Source organism: Kutzneria kofuensis (assembly GCF_014203355.1).
In the GTDB taxonomy this organism is placed as follows: Bacteria; Actinomycetota; Actinomycetes; order Mycobacteriales; family Pseudonocardiaceae; genus Kutzneria; species Kutzneria kofuensis.
In genome coordinates this window covers 5,238,898-5,259,194 of record NZ_JACHIR010000001.1, presented here as the reverse complement: position 1 = coordinate 5,259,194, position 20,297 = coordinate 5,238,898, and the positions used below count along the sequence as shown (strand labels likewise).

At 70.1% G+C, this 20,297-nt stretch carries 22 protein-coding genes; 8 read left to right on the top strand and 14 right to left on the bottom strand.

The window, feature by feature from the left end:
- Nucleotides 1-15: 15 nt before the first annotated feature.
- Complete coding sequence (pip, locus tag BJ998_RS24580; RefSeq protein ID WP_184865240.1) at nucleotides 16-1,026, bottom strand: prolyl aminopeptidase; 1,011 nt, start codon at nucleotides 1,024-1,026, stop codon at nucleotides 16-18.
- Nucleotides 1,027-1,085: 59 nt separating this feature from the next.
- Here pip and BJ998_RS24575 point away from each other — a divergent pair, with 59 nt between their 5' ends.
- The 7 genes from BJ998_RS24575 to BJ998_RS24545 all read left to right on the top strand — a co-directional run bounded on the left by BJ998_RS24575 (nucleotide 1,086) and on the right by BJ998_RS24545 (nucleotide 8,146).
- Nucleotides 1,086-1,541 carry a MarR family winged helix-turn-helix transcriptional regulator gene (locus BJ998_RS24575; protein ID WP_312890314.1) on the top strand — a complete coding sequence of 152 codons (456 nt, stop codon included), beginning with the start codon at nucleotides 1,086-1,088 and terminating at the stop codon, nucleotides 1,539-1,541.
- A 363-nt stretch (nucleotides 1,542-1,904) separates the two neighbouring features.
- Nucleotides 1,905-3,731 (top strand): hypothetical protein, encoded by a 1,827-nt coding sequence (locus tag BJ998_RS24570; RefSeq protein ID WP_221338111.1) that lies wholly within the window; start codon nucleotides 1,905-1,907, stop codon nucleotides 3,729-3,731.
- A 69-nt stretch (nucleotides 3,732-3,800) separates the two neighbouring features.
- A complete protein-coding gene (locus tag BJ998_RS24565; protein ID WP_184865238.1) occupies nucleotides 3,801-5,450 on the top strand; it encodes a hypothetical protein in 1,650 nt (549 codons plus the stop codon).
- Between the two features lie 91 nt (nucleotides 5,451-5,541).
- Nucleotides 5,542-6,774: a YeeE/YedE family protein gene (locus tag BJ998_RS24560; protein WP_184865236.1), complete on the top strand. Its 1,233-nt coding sequence runs from the start codon at nucleotides 5,542-5,544 to the stop codon at nucleotides 6,772-6,774.
- A gap of 10 nt (nucleotides 6,775-6,784) precedes the next feature.
- Entirely contained in the window at nucleotides 6,785-6,982 is a 198-nt protein-coding gene (locus BJ998_RS24555) for a hypothetical protein (protein ID WP_184865234.1), read from the top strand.
- 17 nt (nucleotides 6,983-6,999) lie between these two features.
- Complete coding sequence (locus tag BJ998_RS24550; RefSeq protein WP_184865232.1) at nucleotides 7,000-7,200, top strand: hypothetical protein; 201 nt, start codon at nucleotides 7,000-7,002, stop codon at nucleotides 7,198-7,200.
- 76 nt (nucleotides 7,201-7,276) lie between these two features.
- Complete coding sequence (locus BJ998_RS24545; protein WP_221338110.1) at nucleotides 7,277-8,146, top strand: lytic transglycosylase domain-containing protein; 870 nt, start codon at nucleotides 7,277-7,279, stop codon at nucleotides 8,144-8,146.
- Nucleotides 8,147-8,158: 12 nt separating this feature from the next.
- Here BJ998_RS24545 and BJ998_RS24540 read toward each other — a convergent pair whose 3' ends face one another.
- From BJ998_RS24540 to BJ998_RS24530, 3 genes are all read right to left on the bottom strand, one after another.
- Nucleotides 8,159-8,746 (bottom strand): hypothetical protein, encoded by a 588-nt coding sequence (locus BJ998_RS24540; RefSeq protein ID WP_184865228.1) that lies wholly within the window; start codon nucleotides 8,744-8,746, stop codon nucleotides 8,159-8,161.
- Nucleotides 8,747-8,790: 44 nt separating this feature from the next.
- A complete protein-coding gene (locus BJ998_RS24535; protein WP_184865227.1) occupies nucleotides 8,791-9,771 on the bottom strand; it encodes a glycoside hydrolase family 113 protein in 981 nt (326 codons plus the stop codon).
- An 80-nt stretch (nucleotides 9,772-9,851) separates the two neighbouring features.
- On the bottom strand, nucleotides 9,852-10,340 hold the full coding sequence (locus tag BJ998_RS24530) for a GNAT family N-acetyltransferase (protein ID WP_246488644.1): 489 nt from the start codon (nucleotides 10,338-10,340) through the stop codon (nucleotides 9,852-9,854).
- Nucleotides 10,341-10,383: 43 nt separating this feature from the next.
- On the opposite strand from BJ998_RS24530, the gene BJ998_RS24525 reads away from it, so the two are divergent.
- The gene (locus BJ998_RS24525) at nucleotides 10,384-11,571 is read left to right on the top strand and encodes a multidrug effflux MFS transporter (protein ID WP_312890313.1); all 1,188 of its coding nucleotides are present in this window, start codon (nucleotides 10,384-10,386) and stop codon (nucleotides 11,569-11,571) included.
- Here the strand turns inward: BJ998_RS24525 and BJ998_RS24520 are convergent.
- The 10 genes from BJ998_RS24520 to BJ998_RS24475 are packed head-to-tail and all read right to left on the bottom strand — an operon-like array spanning nucleotide 11,516 to nucleotide 20,184.
- The gene (locus tag BJ998_RS24520; RefSeq protein WP_184865223.1) at nucleotides 11,516-11,995 is read right to left on the bottom strand and encodes an Rv1363c family protein; all 480 of its coding nucleotides are present in this window, start codon (nucleotides 11,993-11,995) and stop codon (nucleotides 11,516-11,518) included. The genes BJ998_RS24525 and BJ998_RS24520 overlap by 56 nt on opposite strands.
- 5 nt (nucleotides 11,996-12,000) lie before the next feature.
- Complete coding sequence (locus BJ998_RS24515) at nucleotides 12,001-12,510, bottom strand: Rv1363c family protein (RefSeq protein WP_184865221.1); 510 nt, start codon at nucleotides 12,508-12,510, stop codon at nucleotides 12,001-12,003.
- Complete coding sequence (locus BJ998_RS24510) at nucleotides 12,486-13,652, bottom strand: MCE family protein (protein ID WP_184865219.1); 1,167 nt, start codon at nucleotides 13,650-13,652, stop codon at nucleotides 12,486-12,488. The genes BJ998_RS24515 and BJ998_RS24510 overlap by 25 nt, the downstream gene beginning before the upstream one ends.
- Entirely contained in the window at nucleotides 13,652-14,596 is a 945-nt protein-coding gene (locus BJ998_RS24505; RefSeq protein ID WP_184865217.1) for an MCE family protein, read from the bottom strand. Before BJ998_RS24505 ends, BJ998_RS24510 begins: the two co-directional genes overlap by 1 nt.
- The gene (locus tag BJ998_RS24500; protein WP_184865215.1) at nucleotides 14,593-15,681 is read right to left on the bottom strand and encodes an MCE family protein; all 1,089 of its coding nucleotides are present in this window, start codon (nucleotides 15,679-15,681) and stop codon (nucleotides 14,593-14,595) included. The genes BJ998_RS24505 and BJ998_RS24500 overlap by 4 nt, the downstream gene beginning before the upstream one ends.
- Nucleotides 15,678-16,661: an MCE family protein gene (locus tag BJ998_RS24495; protein WP_184865213.1), complete on the bottom strand. Its 984-nt coding sequence runs from the start codon at nucleotides 16,659-16,661 to the stop codon at nucleotides 15,678-15,680. Before BJ998_RS24495 ends, BJ998_RS24500 begins: the two co-directional genes overlap by 4 nt.
- Before the next feature lie 7 nt (nucleotides 16,662-16,668).
- Nucleotides 16,669-17,643, bottom strand: coding sequence for an MCE family protein (locus BJ998_RS24490; RefSeq protein ID WP_184865211.1), 975 nt, complete (start codon nucleotides 17,641-17,643; stop codon nucleotides 16,669-16,671).
- On the bottom strand, nucleotides 17,640-18,650 hold the full coding sequence (locus tag BJ998_RS24485; protein ID WP_184865209.1) for an MCE family protein: 1,011 nt from the start codon (nucleotides 18,648-18,650) through the stop codon (nucleotides 17,640-17,642). The genes BJ998_RS24490 and BJ998_RS24485 overlap by 4 nt, the downstream gene beginning before the upstream one ends.
- A complete protein-coding gene (locus BJ998_RS24480) occupies nucleotides 18,647-19,435 on the bottom strand; it encodes an ABC transporter permease (RefSeq protein WP_184865207.1) in 789 nt (262 codons plus the stop codon). Before BJ998_RS24480 ends, BJ998_RS24485 begins: the two co-directional genes overlap by 4 nt.
- Before the next feature lie 2 nt (nucleotides 19,436-19,437).
- Entirely contained in the window at nucleotides 19,438-20,184 is a 747-nt protein-coding gene (locus BJ998_RS24475) for an MlaE family ABC transporter permease (protein ID WP_184865205.1), read from the bottom strand.
- Nucleotides 20,185-20,297 lie beyond the last annotated feature (113 nt).

Here is a 20,297-nt window from a genome sequence, read left to right as displayed (position 1 = left end):
CGCTGTCTCCTCATGTCAGGGTGTCTGCTCACCTACGCGTCGAACGGAGGTCGGCTCGCTCGACACCCTGCCAGAATTTTTTTCGGCGAACTTGTCGGTGGCCGTGACGAGGGCGTGCCGCATGCCCGGTGAGCTGAGGCTGTGCCCCTCGTCTGGCACCATCACCAGCTCGGCGTGCGGCAGCGCCTGGGCGAGCAGCCACGGCGTGCCGACCAGGTTGCCGAGGTCGAGCACCCCCTGCACGAGAACGGTCGGGATGCCGGCGAGCCGGTGCGCGTTGGCCAGCACCTCGTTGTCGCCGATGAAGTGGTCCTGGCTCCAGTAGTGCGTGACGAGCCGGGTGAAGGCGTAGGCGAACCGCTCGTCCTCCTCGTACATGGCGCGCGCCGGGGCGTAGGGCAGCATCGCGTCCTCCCAGTCGCACCATGCCCGCATGGCACGCTTGCGCACCGCCGGGTCGGGGTCGTTGAGCAGCCGCGAGTAGCCGGCGGGGATGTTGTCGCGCTCGTCCTCGGGCAGCAGCTCGACGAACTTCTGCCACGCCTGCGGGAAGATGCCGCCGAGGCCGCGGGTGAGCAGTTCGACGTCATCCTTGCGGCCGGTGGCCAGGCCCATCTGCACCAGCTCGGTCACCCGCTCCGGGTGCCGCTCGGCGTAGACGAGGCTGAGCACGCAGCCCCAGGAGCCGCCGAACAGCATCCAGCGGTCGATGCCGAGGTGCTCGCGCAGCAGCTCCATGTCGGCGATCAGGTGGTCGGTGGTGTTGGCCGACAGGTCCACGGCCGGGTCGCCTGCGTCGGGCCGGCTGCGGCCGCAGTTGCGCTGGTCGAACAGCACGATCCGGTACCGCTGCGGATCGAAGTACCGGCGGGAGCCCGGGCCGCAGCCGCTGCCGGGCCCGCCGTGCACGGACAGCACCGGCTTGCCGTCCGGGTTCCCGCAGGTCTCCCAGTAGACGAGGTTGCCGTCGCCGACATCCAGCAGGCCATGGTCGTAGGGCTCGATCTCCGGGTAGCGGTCGCGCATGGGTCCCCCCGGTCGCAGATACAACAGTGCTGTTACATTAGCACTGTTATATTGAACGGGTGACGGGACCGGGACTGGGCACGCGACTTCGCCACCTGATCGAACTGCTGGACGGCGACGTGGCGATCGTCGAGGAGGAGCTGGGACTGACCGGCTTCCGCCCGCGCTACGCCCCGTTCCTGCGAACGCTGGCGACGCTCGGCCCGAGTACGATTCGGGATCTGGCCAAGGCGGTCGAGGTGACTCACTCCGCCGCGAGCCAGACGATCACCCAGATGGACCGACAGGGACTGGTCTCGCTGTCGCCGGGAACCGATGCGCGACAACGGATCGTCGACCTCACGCCGCGCACCCGCGCGCTGCTGCCGAAGCTGGAGCAGGCCTGGCAGGCCGCCGAGGCGGCCGGCCGCGAGCTCGACGCGGAGCTGCCGTACCCACTGTCCGAAGTGGTCATCGCGGCCACGGAAGCCTTGCGGCGCAAGCCACTTCGCGATCGGATCCGACACAACCTGTGAGTTGTTCCGTTTCCGTACCCGACTCGATCCATTAACAAAACGCATCGAAATTTCCGTCTGACACCGACACGTCAATAGTCGTCACCCAATTGGGGTCATTTCCCGCACTTGGGGAACTCATTGACAAGTTACTCCGAACGCACCATCATCTTGCGCATGATGCGCGGGGTCTCTCTGACCATTCGCCGGCATGTCGACCTGCAGCGGCAGGCGAGCGACCTCTGTCTGGGCCGCTGAGTCCATCTCATATCAATCGGTGACCGACATGTTCGGGAGCCGGTGAAAACGCTTGCCCGAACACCGACATCGGTGTCCGGTCGGTCAGTCGCGCGCATTTTCTCCTTTGACGAATCGGGAGCACACATGTCTGTCAAACCGCCGGGCCGGCGCAGGGCGAGGGTGGCCGGCGCGGCCGTAGCAGTCGCCGCGGCCGCCACGTTCTTCCCGGCCGCGGGCACATCCGCCTACGCGGACGTGCAGGTCACCACCCAGCACGTCGCGGGCGCGGACGGCAAGGACTACTCCGTCACCAACCACCTGGTGCCGCAGTACGCCGCGAGGTCCAACACCCGCAAGGAATGGCTGCTGGTCTGGGCCGGCGACGAGAACATCGCCGACACCGTCGTGCCGGACATCAAGAACCTGCCGGGCACGCTCGGCGGCGGCCTGACCAAGGTGCGCAACGCCCTGCCGGGGCCGGACTTCCTCGCGGTCATCGACGCCACCAAGGGCTCGCCGGACTACGGCAAGGTCGTGAACACCGCGACCGTCGGCCCGCTGGTGGAGAACGAGCCGCACCACATGCAGTACGTGTGGCACAAGGGCGACACCATCTACGCGGGCGCGCTGTTCGCGGCGGCCACCTACGCGTTCGACGTGAGCAAGCTGCCCGAGCTCAGGCTCAAGGGCATCAGCCTGCCCAGCCAGACGCTCGGCGGCTCGGTGCCGGACGCGTACTGGACGCTCAAGGACGGCACCGCGTACGGCACCTACATGGGCGGACCGGTGGTGCCCGGCCCGTACGTGTACGGCGACGGCTCGTCGGTGATCGGCAACGGCTTCGCCGGCAGCCCGGGCGAGGTGATCCACTTCGACCAGAACGGCAAGGTGCTGTCCCAGTCCCCGGCGGCCACCCCGCAGGGCGACGACCCGAAGCTGTGCGACAACCTGCCGCAGCTGGGCAGCGCCACCTGCGCGAACCCGCACGGCATCCAGGCCCGCGAGGACCTGAACACGCTGATCACCAGCGACTACGCGGAACCCCGCAACATCATTCTCGACCCGGTCAAGCAGCCGTCGCCGTACCTACGCCGGCCGACCATCCGGACCTGGGACATCTCCGACCGCAACAACCCGAAGCTGCGTGCGGTCAGCTACCTGCCGGACGGCCCGCGGGCCAACCCGGCCGACCCGCTGCACGCGGAGAGCCGGGCGGTCATGGAGAACACCGTGACCAACCAGCCGGGGCACAAGGGTGCGTTCGCGCAGACCATGCAGGGCGGCGCGATCTTCTACACGCCGGACATCACCGCGGCCGAGCCGCACTGGCGTGAGGTGTTCGACGACGGCACCGCCACGAAGGCGTTCAACCCGAACGCGACCGAGGCCAACGGCGGCGGCACCAACGGCGGTTGGGTGCAGGTCAGCCCGGACGACCACTACCTGTACCACGCGGTGATCGGCCGTCCCAAGGGCACGCTGTCCGCGGACGACCCAGGCACCATCGGCGGCGTGTACACATTGGACATTCGCAAGCTGCTCGCCGACGGCGCCGGCTACACCTGCAACATCGACACGGTCGCCAAGGCGCAGAACGGCGGCGGCGCGGACTGCCCGACGCTGGTCGGCGCGGCGGCGATCAACCCGAGCACGCCGGGACAGGGCCCGCACTGGGGCACGTACGACAACTTCACCGTCGGCTCGGACGGCTACTACCACGAGACCGACAACCCGGCCCGGGTCGCGGTGTCGGACTACTTCGTGGCGCGGTCCGGCATCGACGGCGACCACAAGGTCAACATGGTGAACATCGGACCGGACGGCAAGCTGACCGTCGACACCTCGTTCCGTGACGAGTACACGGGGCAGGTCGGCATCAACTTCAACCGGAAGTCCTGGCCGCACGGCGACTTCGGCAACGCCAAGCCGCACTCCGAGCTGTTCGTCGTGGCCGACGCCGACGTGAAGTAGCGGATAGCGGGTGGCGCCGCCCCGACCGCGGCGCCGCCCGTCCTAGGTGAAGCGGGATTCCCTTTGAACATGACCGACATGGGCATGGACACGTCCGTCACCGGTGTCCCTCCGGCCGTGCTGCTGCTCAGGATCGTGCTCCTGGTGGCGAGTGCGACCGTCGCCGGCATCGGCCTGTTGCGACCCACCGTGGCCTCGGTGCGCCGTAACACCGTTGTCATCGCGTGGATCGCGGCCGCCGTTACGGCCGCCGCCGACCTGATCTCCTTGCTGTGGCTGGACACCAACCCGGTGTTCGCGATCGGGCAGCTGCTGCTCGCCGTCGCGGTGCCGGCCACGCTGCGCTGGCGCACGCCGGCCGCGTGCGTCGGCTTCGGCCTGCTGGTGGTGCTGATCTCCGAGATCTCCCTGAGCCACATGGGGATCGAGTTCCTCGCCGACACCGGCTACACCGTCGGCGTCGTCGTCTGGCTCGGGCTGACGCTGCTCGCGCCTTCGTCAACGGGCCGGCTTCGCCCTCGCCCCGTGGCCCTGACGTTGGCCATCGTCCTGGCACTGGCCGGCGTGCTGCAGATAGCGGTGTCCGGTGTCGGCTTCGACCGCCGCCTCTACGACACCGGCTTCGGCCTGGCGCTGCTCGTGGTGGCGCTGCTGCCGATCGTCGTCACGGGGTTGACGATCACCTTGCCGACCAGGCGGCTCTACCCCGTCGGCGCGCTGCCGGTGGTGGTCGCCTACCTCGCGTGGGCGGCGCTGGGCGCGATCCCTCGCCCGGCGGACCTGCCGACCCCGGGCGTGCCGCTGCTCGGCGAGGCCGCCGGCGTGCCGGTTCTGGTCGCTCCGCAACGCCCCGGCCGCAACCTCGTCCACCTGCCGGACGCGGCGACGGTCAACGGAGTCAAGGCCGTTGCCAGGCCGGGAATGAACGGTGCGTGGGCGGAGATCGACCTTCCGCCGGGGCGCAGCACGGTGCGGATCTCCCGTGACGGCAAGGAATCCACGCTGCCCGTCGACACCGGCTCCGGGCCGGCCGGTCGCACCGTGGACGCGGAGTGCGCGAACGCGGCGTTGGGCGGTCTCATCGGCGGCAGTCGGGTTGCGTTGACGTCGTGCCCCAGCGACGCCTTGTCCACAGGCGATGCCGAGGCTGTCCACAAGCTTGTGGACTACCTGGCGGGCCGGAAGATCCCGGCGATCACCATCGTCGGCGACGACTCCCCGCGCGCCAAGGCCGCCGCGGAAGTCGTTCGCCGGGCCGGGATCCCGGTGTCCGACACCGAGCAACCCAACAGCGCCCTGGTCGTCGTCGCCGGCTGGTCCGGCGCCGCCGCCGAGCTGTCCGAGGTCGCCGCGGAGCAGACCCGCAAGCCCACCTTCGTCGACGGCATCTACCTCGCCCCGTGGCTGCTCACCGCGCCCCTGCTGAAGTCCGTCGTCAGCTCGGCGGTCCCGCTCCGCTTCGATCCCCGTGATCCCCAGACCCTGGCCTACACCGTCGCCCTCGCCAACGCCTTCCCCGGCGAGACCGGCTCCCTCGGCGGCCTCGACCAGTGGCTCGCCGCCCAGGGCCAGCACCCCGATCCGTCGGTGCGGCTCTACGCGTCGGCCCAGGTCGACGCCATGCCCATGGACAACACCATGGACGGGATGGAGATGGCCTACCCCGGCCAGTGGGTCCCCAACGGCACCATCGTCCCCATCTCCGGGCCGCTGTCGTGAGCCGCCGCCCACCCGGCGCCACCGCCCCCATCAGCGGCCCCGTCCTGGGCCTTCGCCCGATCTCCGCTGCCCTGAGTCGTTAGGAGGGAAGATGTCTGTCGCCAACGAAAGACTGCCCGTGGTGGCGGTCGAGGCGCCGTCGGCCAGATCCGGCGTGATCGTCGTCGGCACGGCGCTCGCCGCCGTTCTCGGCTTCGCCGTCTATCACGCGGCGGGCTGGAAGCTGGCCCTGCTGTACGTGGTCGGGCTGGCGCTCGGCCTGGTGTTGTTCCACTCCCGCTTCGGGTTCACCTCGGCGTGGCGGCAGATCGTCGCGGTCGGCCAGGGCGCGGCGATCCGGGCGCACATGCTGATGCTGGCCGTGGCGGTGCTGCTGTTCGGGGTGATCCTGCGGTCCGGCATCGGTCTGTCCGGCGCCCCCAAGGCAATGGTGTTACCGGCCAGCATCGGGGTGGCGCTCGGCGCGTTCATCTTCGGCATCGGCATGCAGATCGGCGGTTCCTGCGCGTCCGGCACGCTGTTCGCGGTCGGCAGCGGACAGACCGCCATCCTGTACACCCTGGGCGGTTTCGTCCTCGGCTCGATCGGCAGCGCCTTCGCCGCCAACTGGATCACCTACCTCCAGTCGCTCGGCCCGACCGTGTCGCTGGCCAACACCCCGCTCGGGTACGGCGGCGGCGTCCTGTTCTCGTTCCTGATCATCGGTGCCATCGCCGGCGGATCCCTTCTGCTGCAACGGCGTCGCAACCCGCCGCCGATCGAGCCGGCCCCCGTGGCCCGGGGCTGGACGCGGGTGCTGCGCGGCGCGTGGCCGCTGTGGGTGGGCGCGATCCTGCTCGCCGTGCTGAACGCCGTGACCCTGTTCGTCTCCGGCAGCCCATGGGGAATCACCGCCGCCTTCGCCTTGTGGGGCGCGAAGTTCCTTGGTTGGATAGGGATCGACATCTCCAGCACTCCCTATTGGACGGTCCCGAAGAACGCGGCCGCCCTGCACGCCTCGGTCCTGGCCGACCGGGTCTCGGTGATGGACTTCGGCATCATGCTCGGGGCCCTGATCGCCTCCGCGCTGGCCGGCGCCTTCGTGCTGCACCGCGCCGTGCCGTGGAAGATGGCCGTCGGCGCCGTCATCGGCGGCGTGCTCATGGGTTTCGGCGCCCGCATGGCCGGCGGCTGCAACATCGGCGCCTACTTCTCCGGCGTCGCCTCCTTCAGCCTGCACGGCTGGCTGTGGGGCGTCGCCGCCATCGCCGGCACCTACATCGGCGTTCCGCTGCGCCCGCTGTTCGGTCTCGGCAATCCCAAGCCCACCGATTCCGTCTGCTGAAAGGAATTCCATGAAGTCCAAGGCTGTTGCCGTCGGTCTGCTGACCGCCGCCCTGCTCGCCGCCGGCGCCGGCTCGGCCGCCGCCGACACCCTCCCCGTCTGGGCCCTGCCCGGCGTGGACGTCGGTTCCCTGCTCGGCCCCACCGTGCCGCTGCCGACCACCGCCCTCGCCCCCGTCGACGGCCTGCTGAAGCTCATCAGCGGCTGAACCGAAAGGAATCCGTCATGCGCAGGACCCTCGTCACCACCACCCTGGTGACCGCCGCCCTCATCGGCGCCGCCTCCCCCGCCCTCGCCGACGGCGTGACCGTGGTGGACAAGCCCGACACCAGCTCCCTCAACAACATCTGGACGTTCGACCCGCTGGGCGTGCCGGTGCTCGGCGCCCTGCAGTCCGTCTCGCAGGCGGTCGGCCGCCTGTTCTGAGTTGTGTCGACCCACCGTGGCCCGGCCCGTCGTCCCGCCGGGCCACGGTCCTCTCCTCCCCTGATTGGAGTCCCCCTTGTCCCGCCGTGCCTCGACCGGTCTGGTCGCGCTCGCCGGAGTGCTGGCCGTCACCTGCGTGGCCAGCACGACCCCGCCCGCCGTGGTCGAAGCCCAGCCGGCCACTTCGACCGTGCCCGATCACGTTGTGCCGCCCGGCGGTTCCCCCGCCGCCCCGCACAAGCGGCCCGACGTGCAGGTGGTCCGGCCGGATCACGTCGTCCCGTTCAAGACCGTCGCGACCGTCACCGACAACCGCATCCCCGCCGTGCTGCTGGCCGCCTACCAGCACGCCGCCGGCCGCGTCCCCTCGTGTCACCTGCGGTGGCAGGTGCTCGCCGGCATCGGCAAGGTCGAGTCCAACCACGCCCGCGGCGGCCAGGTCGACGACCGCGGCACCGTCACCGAGCCCATCTTCGGCCCCGAGCTCTCCGACGGCGACCACGCCGTCGGCCCCATGCAGTTCCTGCCCTCCACGTGGGCCAAGTGGGGCGTCGACGAGAACCACGACGGCGCCGCCGATCCCCAGAACGTCTGGGACGCCACCGCTTCCGCCGCCGACTACCTCTGCGCCGACGGCCGTGACCTGTCGCTGAACGGCGACCTCGTGAACGCCGTCCTCAGCTACAACCACGACGGCGCCTACCTGGCCGAGGTGTTCCAGTGGATCACCACCTACTCCGGCGGTGTGACCAGCATTCCCGCCGTCCCGGCGACCGCCGCCACCGCAACCCCACCCCCGACCACCACAACGTCCGCCCCTCCGCCCGGCACACCGACAACCAGCACGCCGCCGCCCACGACCACGACGACCACGCCGCCGAACGTGCTCGACGCTGTGGTGGGAGGGTTGCTGGGTGACGTCGGCACGCTGCTGGGCAAGAAGTAACCGGCGCTGCTGCTATTCGGCGCGCGCCAGAATGCCCTCGGCCAGCGCGATCGCGTGCTCCCGGCCGGGGCATTCGTGCGTGCCGGCCCCGAAAGGATGCCCGTCGAGACTGACCATGACGACTTCGCCGTCACGGACGCGGCGGGTCGAGCGAAGGGGTGGATCGACCAGCAACGTCTCCTCGACACTGGAATAGTTGCGGGCGTTGGCAACGAGAGCGGCAGTGGCGTCACAGCTCTGCACCAGCAGGCTGATCCGCGCGGCGGTCAACTCGTCGGTGACGCCGCCGAAGGCGTCGACCAGGCGGGCCACAGCACGGTCGGCGGCCTCGTCGGCGATGGTGTGCGGGTGGTAGGCACGGGCGGCCTCGGCCACGGCGGCACCGACCTCGACCCCCATGGCCCGCGCCAGAACCTCCGCCCCGCTGCACGTGGTCTCCGCGGCCAGCTGCCGCAGCTCGGCCGGGTCGATCTTGGCGAGTTCGGCGACGGCGAGGGCCCGGCGGCGCTGGTGGTCGGAGCCGGAGCTGAACCGGGCGACCATCGCCCGCAGCCAGGCGACGGTCGGCGCGGGCTGCGGCACAGGCAGTTCCAGATCCATACGGAAACCGTAGTGCCGCAACACTTCGGCGCCGGCCGAAGGATTCAGCGGTACGCCTCGGCCAGCGCGCCGAACACGGCCTTGGGCACCAGCCCCTCGTCGGTCAGCTTCACCACTCCGTACCCGGCCATGTCCAGGTCGTACCGCGGATCGGCGACGTGCGGCGCGTTGTACGAGGCGAAGGTGAACCAGAAGGCCCCGTCCAGCCCCAGTTCCTCGAAGATCGGCAGCAGGTCCCGCAGGTAGCGCACCTGCTCCTGCTCGTCACGCACGTAGTCGCCGTCGAGCCGCGGCGGGTCGGCCTTGTCATCGACGATCATCCAGCCGGTGCCGCCGCGCTCGCTTGCCCCGACGTACGTGCAGCAGCCGAACTCGGTGGCCACGACCGGCTTGCCGTGCCGGGACAGCGAGGCGAGCTGGTCACGGTAGGTGGCGGCGTTGTCCTTGTCCCGGTAGGCATCCACGGACACGATGTCGAACGGCGTCCAGTCGATCTCCTCCCACGGCCCGGCCGCGTAGGTGATCTTGCCGCCGAACCGCTCCCGCACCTCGGCCACCGTCGTGGTCAGGAACGCCGTGATCTCGGCCGGCGCGCTCGCGAAGGCGGCGTATATCTCCGGGTTGCCGCTCATGATGGCCTCGATGCGCGCGTACACGTCGTCGCCGGGCAGGAAACCCTTGGCGAACAGGCTCATCTCGCAACCGAGGACCAGCACCACCTCGGCCCCGCCGGCACGCAACGCCTCGGCCCGCTCGGCGCAGTCCAGGAACAGCGCCAGCATCTCCGCCGTCGTCAGGTCGCACGGGAACGGCGCGAACCACACCTCCAGCCCCGCCTCGGCCGCGAACTCCGCCGCCACGGCGATCCGCGCCGGGTCCGCGCCGCTGATCCGGACGGCCGTGCAGTGCAGTTCGTCGGCGATCAGCCGCAGCTCGCGACGCACCTGCTCCGGGTCGAACACGGGACGGCTCTGCTTGCCGCCCGGCGTGAATCCCGTGTCGTAGTTGATCCCCTTGGCTCGCATGGCGCCGAGTCTGGCACCGCCGACCACCCGGCACCCACGACAGATGTCATGCCCGCGGCACGACAATCCACATCGGACGGTCAGACGACCGCGCTGCGCCGCTCCAGCAGCACGACGTCGCGCCACCGCCCGTCGTGGAAGCGGCCGACCCGTTCCAGGACGCCGACCACCCGGAAGCCGAGCTTCTCGTGCAGGCCGAGGCTGGCGGTGTTCTCCGGGAAGATGCCGGCCCGCAGCGTCCAGATGCCGGCGGCCTCGGTGCTGGCGATCACGCTGTTCAGCAGCGCCCGCCCGACCCCGCGCCCGTGGGCGTCCGGATGGACGTAGACGCTCTCCTCCACGACCCCCGCGTACACCGCGCGCTTGGACGTCGGCGCGCAGGCGATCCAGCCGAGCACGCGGTCCCCGTCCACCGCGACGAAACGGTGCCCCGGCAGGTGCCCGGAGTCGAACTCCGACCAGCTCGGCGCGGACCTGGCGAAGGTGGCCTGGCCTGTGTCGATGCCCAGCTGGTAGATGTCCAGCACGGCGTCCGCGTGGGCGGGCAGCATCGACGTGACGGCCATCATGGATCGGACGCTACCCCATTCGGGGGACGTATCCTGCCGAATTGTGACGAAGGCGAAAACGGCCTGGTTGGCGGTCGTGCTGGGCAGCCTGTCGGCGTTCGCGCCGCTGTCCATCGACATGTACCTGCCGGCCTTTCCGGCGATGGCGCGCGAGCTGACGGCGGCGCCGTCGGACATCCAGCTGACGCTGACCGCGTGCACCATCGGCCTGGCGGTCGGCCAGCTGATCGCCGGCCCGCTGTCGGACCGGCTGGGCCGGCGCGGGCCGCTGCTCGTCGGGCTGGCGATCTACCTCGTCGCGTCGGCGGCGTGCATCGTCGCGCCGTCGGCCATCACGTTGACGATCTTGCGGCTGGTGCAGGGCATGGGCGGCGCGGCCGGCATCGTGATCTCCCGGGCCGTGGCGCGCGACCTGTTCGAGGGTCGCGAGCTGGCGAAGTTCTTCTCGCTGCTGATGCTGGTGAACAGCCTCGGCCCGGTGGTCGCGCCGGCGCTCGGCGCGGTGGTGCTGCACTGGACGACCTGGCGCGGCGTTTTTGTCGTCCTGTCGGCGATCGGGCTGCTCCTGCTGGTGCTCACCACGCTGACGCTCGCGGAGTCGTTGCCGCGCGAACGCCGCCACAAGGGCAGCCTGTCGATCGGCTCCCTCCTGGTCGACCGCGTCTTCATCGGCTACGCCCTGTCGTGCGCACTGTCGTTTGCCGCGCTGTTCGCCTACATCTCGGGCTCGTCCTTCGTGCTCCAGGACACCTACGGCCTGTCCGCGCCGCTGTTCAGCCTGGTGTTCGGCGTGAACTCCCTGGCGATCATGGGAGCCAGCCAGCTCAACGGCTGGCTACTGGGACGGTTCGCGCCGCGTCCGCTGCTGGCCACCGGCCTCGGCGGCACGGTGCTCGGCGCGGTCGCGTTGCTGCTGTCGGTGCTCACCGGTCTCGGGCTGCCCGGCGTGCTGCCGTCGCTGTTCGTGCTGGCGGCGAGCGTCGGCGTGGTGTTCCCGAACGCCACGGCGCTGGCGATGAACGATCATCCGGACAAGGCCGGCAACGCCTCGGCGGTGCTCGGCACCGCGCAGTTCCTCGTCGGCGGCGTGGCCGCGCCGCTGGCCAGCACGGCGGTGTCGATGGGCGTCGTGATGACCGCGGTCGCGGTCGCCGCCGTGCTGGCCTTTCTGCTGCTTACACGGGCGTCAGCTCGGAAACCAGCCATTGACCGTCCTGTCGCTGCAGGGTAGCCCGCACGCGGGCGCCGTCGATCCGTGCCGACGGGTCGGCCTTGGTCTGCGTGACCTGGTCGAGGAACACCAGCAGCACAACACGATCCGTCTCGGCGCTGACCACCGAGGTGCCGGCGACCGTGGTCCTGGTGACGATCTGCTGCTGTTGCGCGGCCGGGGCGACGACCTTGGTGGCCAGCTCGGCGAACTGGTCCCGGAAGGTTCCGGTGGTGCCGGACCGCGCACCGGCGAGGTCCCGGTCCAGGGTGTGGAAGTCGTACGAGAGCAGCTGCGGCAGCCGGGTCCGCGCCGCGTCGACGGCCGACTGCCGGGCGGCGTCCACTTCGGACGCCTGCTCGACCCGCTGGTACAGCAGGAAGACGGCGGCGCCCAGGCCGAGGACCGCAGCCGCGGCAATCCCCCTGAAAAAACGACACTGCACGAATCTCACGGCACGAACTCCAGATCCGAGACCAGCCAGCGGTCTCCCTCGTGGTGCAGTTGCATCTTCATCCGGTACTGGCGCTGTTCCCCGTCCGGCGCGTCCGCGTTCTGCACCGTCGCGGACACCGCCGCCAGCACGGTGACCGTGTCGCCGTCGACGCTGCTCACGCCGGCCTCGGCGACGGTCCCCTTGGAGGTGACGGAAGCCTGCTGCACGACCTTGCGGAACACGTCCGCCTGCCGGGCGAACTGGTCCTTGAACGAGCCGGTCGCCACGTCCAGCAGCCGGTCGACGTCCTGCTGCGCGGTGTCCTTGGTGACGGTGGTCAGGTCGACGGCGACCTGCCGGGCGACCTGGAGCGCCGACTGGCGGCTGTCCTCGTCGGCGTTGGCGTCGTTCAGCCTGAGCAGCAACAGCGACGCGGCGACGACGAGCGCGGCCGCGAGCACCATGGCCGCGGCCGGCAGGACCCGCCGCCGCCAGGGCACTACTTCACCAGCAACTTCTGCCATGTGGGCTCCTGTTCTCGGCATTGCTCGGGGCTCGCGCCGCGTCGACCGGGCGCGTTCAGGCACGGCGTGTTCCGCGCGCCCCGCACCACCCGGGGATCGGCCGGCGCGACCTTGCAGTACAGGTTGTCGGGCGCGGCGATGTCCCTGGTGTCGCTGGGATCCCGCCGCTGCGGGTTGGGCAGGAAGCCGGTGGTGCACGGCGGTGGGTCGTTGATGTTCAGCCGCAACGTGGCAGCGATGCCACCGTGCCGCAGCAGCATGTTCTGGATGATCGCGACCGTGGCCGGGTAGACGGAGAGGAACTGCTCGACGCCCGGGAGGTAGGTGCGGACGACCTGGCCGGTGGCGATCATGTTGCCCAGCAGCACGGGCAACGTCGGCCTGAGCCGGTCCTGCAGGCCCAGCAGCTGGTCGTCGAATGTCGGCACGGTGTCGACGAGCCGGCGGAGGTCGTCGTCACTGAGCCGGAGCTGGTCGGTGAACGACGCCAGATCCCTTGTGTACGAACGGATCTGGCCGTCGAGGTCGTGTTGGGTGTCGAGGAACGGCCCGAGCTTGGTGATCAGGCTGGTGGTGGGACCGACGTCGACCGTGGCGTCGTGCACGAGCAGGGACGCCTGGTCGAGCAGCCGCCGGATGTCGTTGTGGGATCCCTGGAACGCCGCGGTCACTTCGGTCAGCACGGTCCGGAGCCGATCGGTCGGCACCGCCTTCGCGAGGGCGTCCACACTGGACAGAAGTGCATCGGTCGGCGTCATCGGCTTGGTGCGGTCCAGTGGGATCGTGGTTCCGTCGACGGCGTTGCCGGCCTCGCCGCCGACCGGTGACAGGTCGACGTACTGCTCACCGATCGCGGACGTGCTGTGTATCTCGGCCTTCAGTTCGGCCGGCACGGGTTCGTCCAACGACATCGCAACCCGCACGGCGTCGGTGCCGAGGTCCATCGAGGTCACCTTGCCGACCCGCACGCCGAGGTAGGTCACCTCCGCGCCCTGATACAGCCCCGAGGCGTCCGCGAAGTCCGCGCTGATGGTGTACTTCCCACCGGTGACGTCGAGGTAGTCCACGGCGACCACCGACACGGCGAAGACCGTCAGCGCCGAGAACGCGGCGAGCTGGATGCGGACCAGTCGGTTGAACATCAACGGCCGCCCAGCGGGGCGAGCAGCGGATCGGCCGCCTGCAACGACAGGTCGATCGTGGCGTACACGTTGACGAAGTCACCGCGGAAGCTGTTCTTGAAAGTGGACAGCGGAAACAACAGCGTGCCCGCCACGTCGAGAGACTTCGGCAACGCGTCGCCGGCGGCGACGAGGTTCGCCAGGATCGGCTTGAGGTCGTCGAGGTCGGCCTGGAGATCGTCCTGCGTGTGGTCGATGACCCTGGTGGCGACCGTCGAGAACGACGTCAGCGCCGTCAGGGCGTCGGTGAGGTTGGTGCGCTGCTGGTTGAGCAGCGTGACGCCGGGTGTGACGTGGTCGATCGCGTTCGCCAGTTGGTCCCGTTGCGCGGCCAGGGGCTTGCTCAGCCGGTCCAGCGCGTCGACGGTCGCGACGATGGCGGCCTTCTGCTGGTCGAGACTGGTGGTGAAGGTTCGGAGCTTGTCCACCAGGTCCCGGGTCACCTGCTCGCGGCCGCCGAGAGCCTGGTCCACCTCGGTGTAGATCGTCCGCAGGTTCTGCAGGCCGCCGCCGTTGAGCCACAACGACAACCCGGCCAGCAACTCCTCGGTCTCCGGGTACCGGTCGGTCCGCGCCAACGGGATCAGATCGCCACCGCGCAGCTGCCCCTGCGGCTCGGCCGGCCGGTTCAGCTCGACGTATTCGGCCCCCAGCAGGCTCTTCTGGCCGATCTTGGCGGTGGCGTTGGCCGGCAGCCGGACGCCGTCGTCCAGCTCCAACGTCAGCCGGGCGTGCCAGCCGTCGAGTCGCACATCGCTGACCCGGCCCACCGTGACGTCGTCGATCTTCACCTCAGCGTTCGGCACCAGGTTGGCGACGTTGGCGAACTCCGCCTGCACGGTGAACGTGTCGCTGCCACACGCCGTGAGACCGAGCACCAGGGCCAGCGCCAGCAGGATCCTCATCGGCCGCCGCCGAGCAGCAGAGTGGGCAGGCTCGGCGGGTTCAGGGCGACCGGCACGGTGGTCATGTTCAGCATGTGCAGCAGCGGATCGAGCGTCCGCCGGCACTGGTCGGGCGTGCCGCCGAGGGAGAACAGCGTGATGCAGGTGAAGCCGGCGAGGTCCTGGGTGTTGTTGATCGCCAGCCGCGCCTGCAGCGTGCTGGTGGCCGGGTCGAACATGGCGAGCGTGTCGGTGAGCGTGGTCGGCGCCTGGTGCAGGATCTGCGCCAGCTGGGCCCGGTCGTCGGCGAGGATCTTCGTCACGTCGGCGAGTTGGCCGACGGTCGCGCCGAGCCGCTCGCCGTTGTGGGCCACGAAGTCCGCGACCTCGGCGGTGGCCTTGTCCAGGGCGCTCAGCGCCGCCGCGAGCTGGGTCCTGTTGTCGTCCAGCAGCCTGGAGATCGCCGCCAGCTGCGCGCTGAACTGCCGAACCTGCTGGTCGGCGCCGTTCAACGCGCTGATCAGGACCTGGAGGTTGGTGATCGTGCCGAACAGGTCCTTGCTGCCGGCGGCGAGCGTGCTCGCGGCCTTCGCCAGGTCGGCGATCGTCTGCCGGATCGAACCGCCGTTGCCCCGCAGGTTCGCGGCGGCGGTGTTGATCGCGTTCGGCAGCGACCCGTTCTGCGCCAGCGCGGTCGACAGCCGGGTGAGCTGGTCCTTCAGCTCGTCCCACTCCACCGGCACGGCCGTGCGATCCCTCGGCACGGTCGCCCCGTCGGCCAACTGCGGTCCGCCGGTGTAGGCGGGCGTGAGCTGCACGAACCGGCCGCTGATCACGCTGGGCGTGACGATGACGGCCTTCGCCCCGGCCGGCACCGGATGGTCGTAGCCGATCCCGACGGCGACCTGGTCGCCGTCCGGCCGCACCGACGTGACCTCACCGATCCGCACGCCGAGCACCCGCACGTCGTCGCCCGGATGCAGGTTGACGGCCCGCGTGAACTCCAGCGTCGCGGTCCGCCGGCCGCCCGGGTTCAGCACGACGTACACGGTCGAGGCCAGCAGGGCCGCGACGACGGCGGCGACGGTCAGTCGGTGCAGGTTCACTTTCCTCCCCTGGCCAGCAGTTCCGGCAGCAGCGGCACCAGGTTCGTCGGCACGAGGTTGCCGACCTGCGTTTCGACGAACGGCCCGGAGCCGACGGCCTCGCCGATCTCGCGGACCAGCGGTCCGGTCCGGTCGAGCACCTGGTCGAGGTTGTTCCGGTTCTGCTGCAGCACCGCCAGCAGGTCGTCGAGCTGCTTGAGCGCCGGGTCGAGCCGGCCCTTGTTGTCCGCGACCAGGCCGCTGAGCTGGTCGGACACCGCCACGGAGTTGGTCAGCAGGGACCGGATCGCCGCCCCGCGCTGGTTCAGCTGGGCCAGCAGCGACGAGCCCTGCGCGAGGATCTTGACCAGCTGGTCGTTGCGCTGGGCCAGCACGCCGCTGACGTTGTCGGCGTGCAGCAACAGGTCGCGCAGCGCCACGTCCCTGGAGCTGACGGTCTGGGAGAGCCGGCTCAGTCCGTCCAGCACCGCCTTGACCTGCGGCGGCGTGTCCTTGAAAGTCTCCGACAGCGTGTCCAGGGCGCTCGACACCTTGCCGGTGTCCACTTGGGACACCTGTGTCGTGACGTCCGACAACGCGTCCGTGACGTCGTAAGGCACGGTGGTGCGGTCGAGCGGGATCCGTCGCAGCTCGCCGCCGCCGGCCGGGGCCAGCGCGAGTTCCTTGCGCCCCAACGCCGTCTCCGCCTTGATCGCCGCACTCGTGCTGTCGCCGAGCCGGACCTTGTCGTCCGTCACGGAGAACGTGACGTCAACGCGATCGCCGTCCAGGGCGACACCGTCGACCGTGCCGACCTTCAGCCCGGACACCACCACCGGGTCGCCGCCGCCCAGGCCGCCCACCTCGGCGAACTCGGCCACGAACTGCCGGCCGCCGATCGCCGTCGGCACCAGGAACGCGCCGGCCACCGCCGTGACCAGCACGACGGTGCCGATCACCCCCAGCTTCACCGGGTCTCGTTCCGCGAAGGTCCTGGTCATGTCGCCCTCACTTCGTCGGCAGGCAGCGGGCGACGCCGCTGCGCAGTGCGATCGGGTCCGCGAGCTTGATGCCGAGACCACACAGGTAGACGTTGAAGTAGCCGCCCCAGGCGGCGCCGCGGGACAGCCGCTGGTAGGCGTCCGGGAGCGCCGCCAGCGCGGCGGTGAGGCTGTCCTTGTCGGCGTTCAAGGTGTTGGCCAGCCGGCCGAGGTTGTCGATGTCGTCGCGCAGCGGCGGCCGCACCACGCCGAGGAGCTGGGCCGTCTTGCCGGTCAGGGCGTCGATGTGCGTGACGGCGTCGCCGATCTGGTCCCGATCCGCGTAGAGGCCGCTGACCAGCTGCTGCAACTGCGTGATCAGCCGACCCAGCTCGCCGGTGTTCACCTTGCCCAGCACGGCATCGAGGTTGGTGATCACGTCGCCGATCACCTTGTCCCGGTCGGCCAGCGTGGACGTCACCGACGCCAGCGCGGCCAGCAGCTCGTCGATGGTGCCGCCCTCGCCCTGCAACACGGTCACCAGCTCGCCGGACACGGCGTTGACCTGGTCCGGCGACAGGGCCGCGAGCAGTGGCTTGAAGCCGTTGAACAACGCGTCGAGGTCGAGCGCCGGCGCGGTCCGGCTCACCGGGATCGTGCCGTCCGGCGGCAGTTTCGGGCCGTCGCCGGCGGTCAGCTCCAGATACCGGCCGCCGACCAGGTTCTTGTACTTCACGGCCGCGTGCGTGCCGGTGGTCAGGTCGACGGTCCGCTGCGCGGAGAACGTGACCCGCACCTGGTTTCCGTCCGTTATGGACAGTTCCTCGACGGTGCCGACCCGGATACCGGCCACCCGGACCTCGTCGCCGGCAACGAGGTTGGACGCGTCGGCGAAGGTCGCGTGGTAGTCGTCGGCCGGCCCGTCCGGCCCGCGGCCGGACAGCGTGACGCCGACCAGCGCCGCGGCGGCGACGCTGACGAGTAAGAAGACGAGGAACTTCACCGGTGCGCCGCCATTCCGTGACAGCTGGGCCCGGTGCCCGGCCGGATCTCCGGCAGGTCCTGCGGGTAGCGGTACGGCTTCGCGCCGGGACCGACCGTGACGTCGATGTGCAGGCCACTGTCCCGGTTGCGGCTCAGCAGCTGCCGGTTGAGGTCGAGTCCCTGGAACAGGCAGGGGAACATGGCGGCATAGTTCGCGAGCAGGCCCGCGGTGGGTCGGCTGATGTGCAACGCGTCGGTGAGCGGCTGGCCGACGCCACCGAGGAAGTCGGCACTCTGGTGACCGAACTTGGTCAGGGACAACAGGAACGTCGTCAGCTGCGCGGACACCAGGGTGTCGCTGGTGGCGCCGAGGTTGTCGCCGACGCGGATCGCGTCCGGCACGACCGCCGCGTACGTGTCGAGCACTGCCGGGGCTTTGGCCAGGTCAGCCCGCAATGCCGGCAGACTGGGGTTGATCTTGCCGAGGTAACCGTCGAGGTTCTCGGCCAGCTCGCCGAGCTCGTCCCCGTTCCCGCGCAGGGCATCGGCGACCGCGGTCAACGCCAGGTTGAACCGGCTCGGCTCGATCGCGTTCAGCTGGCCCAGCACGTGCTCGAACGTCTCGTTGATCTCGACGGCGACGCGGTTACCGCCGATCACGGCGCCGGCCTTGATCGGCGGCGACGGCTCGTGCGGCCTTATGAGCTCGATGTACTTGGCGCCGAAGATGGTCAGCGGCACCACGTTCGCCGTGACGTCCGCCGGCACTTTATCGGCCGTCGCCGGATAGAGGCCGACGCCGAGCTCGGCGCCGTCGGTGGTGGGCGTGACGCTGCGGACCGTGCCGACGGTGACGCCGAGGATCTTCACCTCCGCACCGCGGTCCATCAGCAGGCCGGCGCGGCCGGCGAGCACGGTGACCGGCACGACCCGGTCCAGCGCGCCCTGGAACTGGGCGGCGACCAGCGCCGACGCCGCCAGCACGGCGACGACGAACGCGGCCCCCAGGGCGGTGTGCCGGCTCATCCGGCGATATGCACTGTCGAGGCGTTGCCGAACACGCTGAAGTCGACCGCCATGTCCACCAGCAGCACCGCCACCAGCGAGGTCCGCACGGCCTGGCCGACCGCGATGCCGACGCCGGCCGGGCCGCCACGCGCGGTGAAGCCGTGATAGCAGTGCACGGACATGACGACGACCGACATCAGCAGCGCCTTCGCGAACGCCCAGAACAGGTCCGTCGGATTGAGGAAGACGTCGAAGTAGTGCTGGTAGGTGCCGGCGGGCTGACCGAAGCCGACGGTGACGACGAACTTGGTGGCGGTGAACGAGGTCAGCACCGCCAGTGCGAACAGCGGCACGATCGCCAGCAGGCCGGCGATGATCCGGGTGCTCACCAGGAACGGCAGCGACGGGATGGCCATCACCTCGAGGGCGTCGATCTCCTCGCTCACCCGCATCGCGCCGAGCTGCGCGGTGAAGCCGGCCCCGACCGTGGCGGTCAGGGCGATGCCCGCGATCAGCGGCGCGGCCTCACGCGTGTTGGCGTACGAGGAGAGAAATCCCGCCAGCGCGCCCGCGCCGATGTCGGACAGCGCCGCGTAACCCTGCAGGCCGACCTCGACACCGACCGCCGCTGTCATGAACGCCACAACGGCCGCGGTGCCGCCGATCACCGCGAGCCCGCCGGTGCCCATGCTCGTTTCCGCGAGCAGCCGGAACACTTCCCGCCGGTACTTGCGCACCGCGTTCGGCAGTTTCGCGTAGACGCGGCCGTGGAATTCCAGTTGGCGGCCGATCGATCCCAGCATCGTCAGCTCCTCAGGAACAACACGGTGATCAGGCTGTTGGCCAGGAACAACAGGAGAAAACTGCCCACCACCGTCTGGTTGACCGCGTCGCCGACACCTTTCGGGCCGCCCTTCGCCGTCAATCCGAGATGGCACGCGACGAGGCCGGCGAGCAGCCCGAACACCGCGCTCTTGAATTCGCTGACGGCGAAGTCCTTCGGGCCGGTGAGCAGCGTGAGGTTGGCCGTGAACAGGCCGGGGCTGGCGTGCTGGACGTAGACCGAGAACACGTAGCCGGCCAGCAGCCCGACCAGCGTGACCAGGCCGTTCAGGCACAGCGCGACGACGGTCGCGGCCAGCACCCGCGGCACGACCAGGCACTGCACCGGGTGCAGGCCCAGCGCCCGGACCGCGTCGATCTCCTCGCGGATCCGGCGCGAGCCGAGGTCGGCGCAGATCGCCGTGGCCCCGGATCCGGCCACCACCAGGGCGCTGACCAGCGGCGCGATCTCCCGGACCACGCCGAGGCCGGCGCCCGCGCCGGACAGGTCGGCGCCGCCGAGTTCGATCAGCAGCTGGTTGAGCTGGAAGACGGTGATGACGCAGAACGGGATCGACATCAGCAGGGTCGGCGCCAGGCACACCCCGGCGATGAACCAGGACTGCTGGAGGAATTCGCGCGTCTGGAAGGGACGGCGGAACGCGAACCGGACCGAGTCGAGCGAGGTGGCGTAGAAACCGCCGATCGCGGCGGCCGGTTTGCGTAGCACGACACCTCCACTTGCTCGCCGACCCGCCCCGACTTTCCCGAGCCGCCTGGTCGCCGACCCGCCCCGACTTTCCCGAACCGCCCGCTCGCCGACCTCGCCGCGGTTCCCCGAGA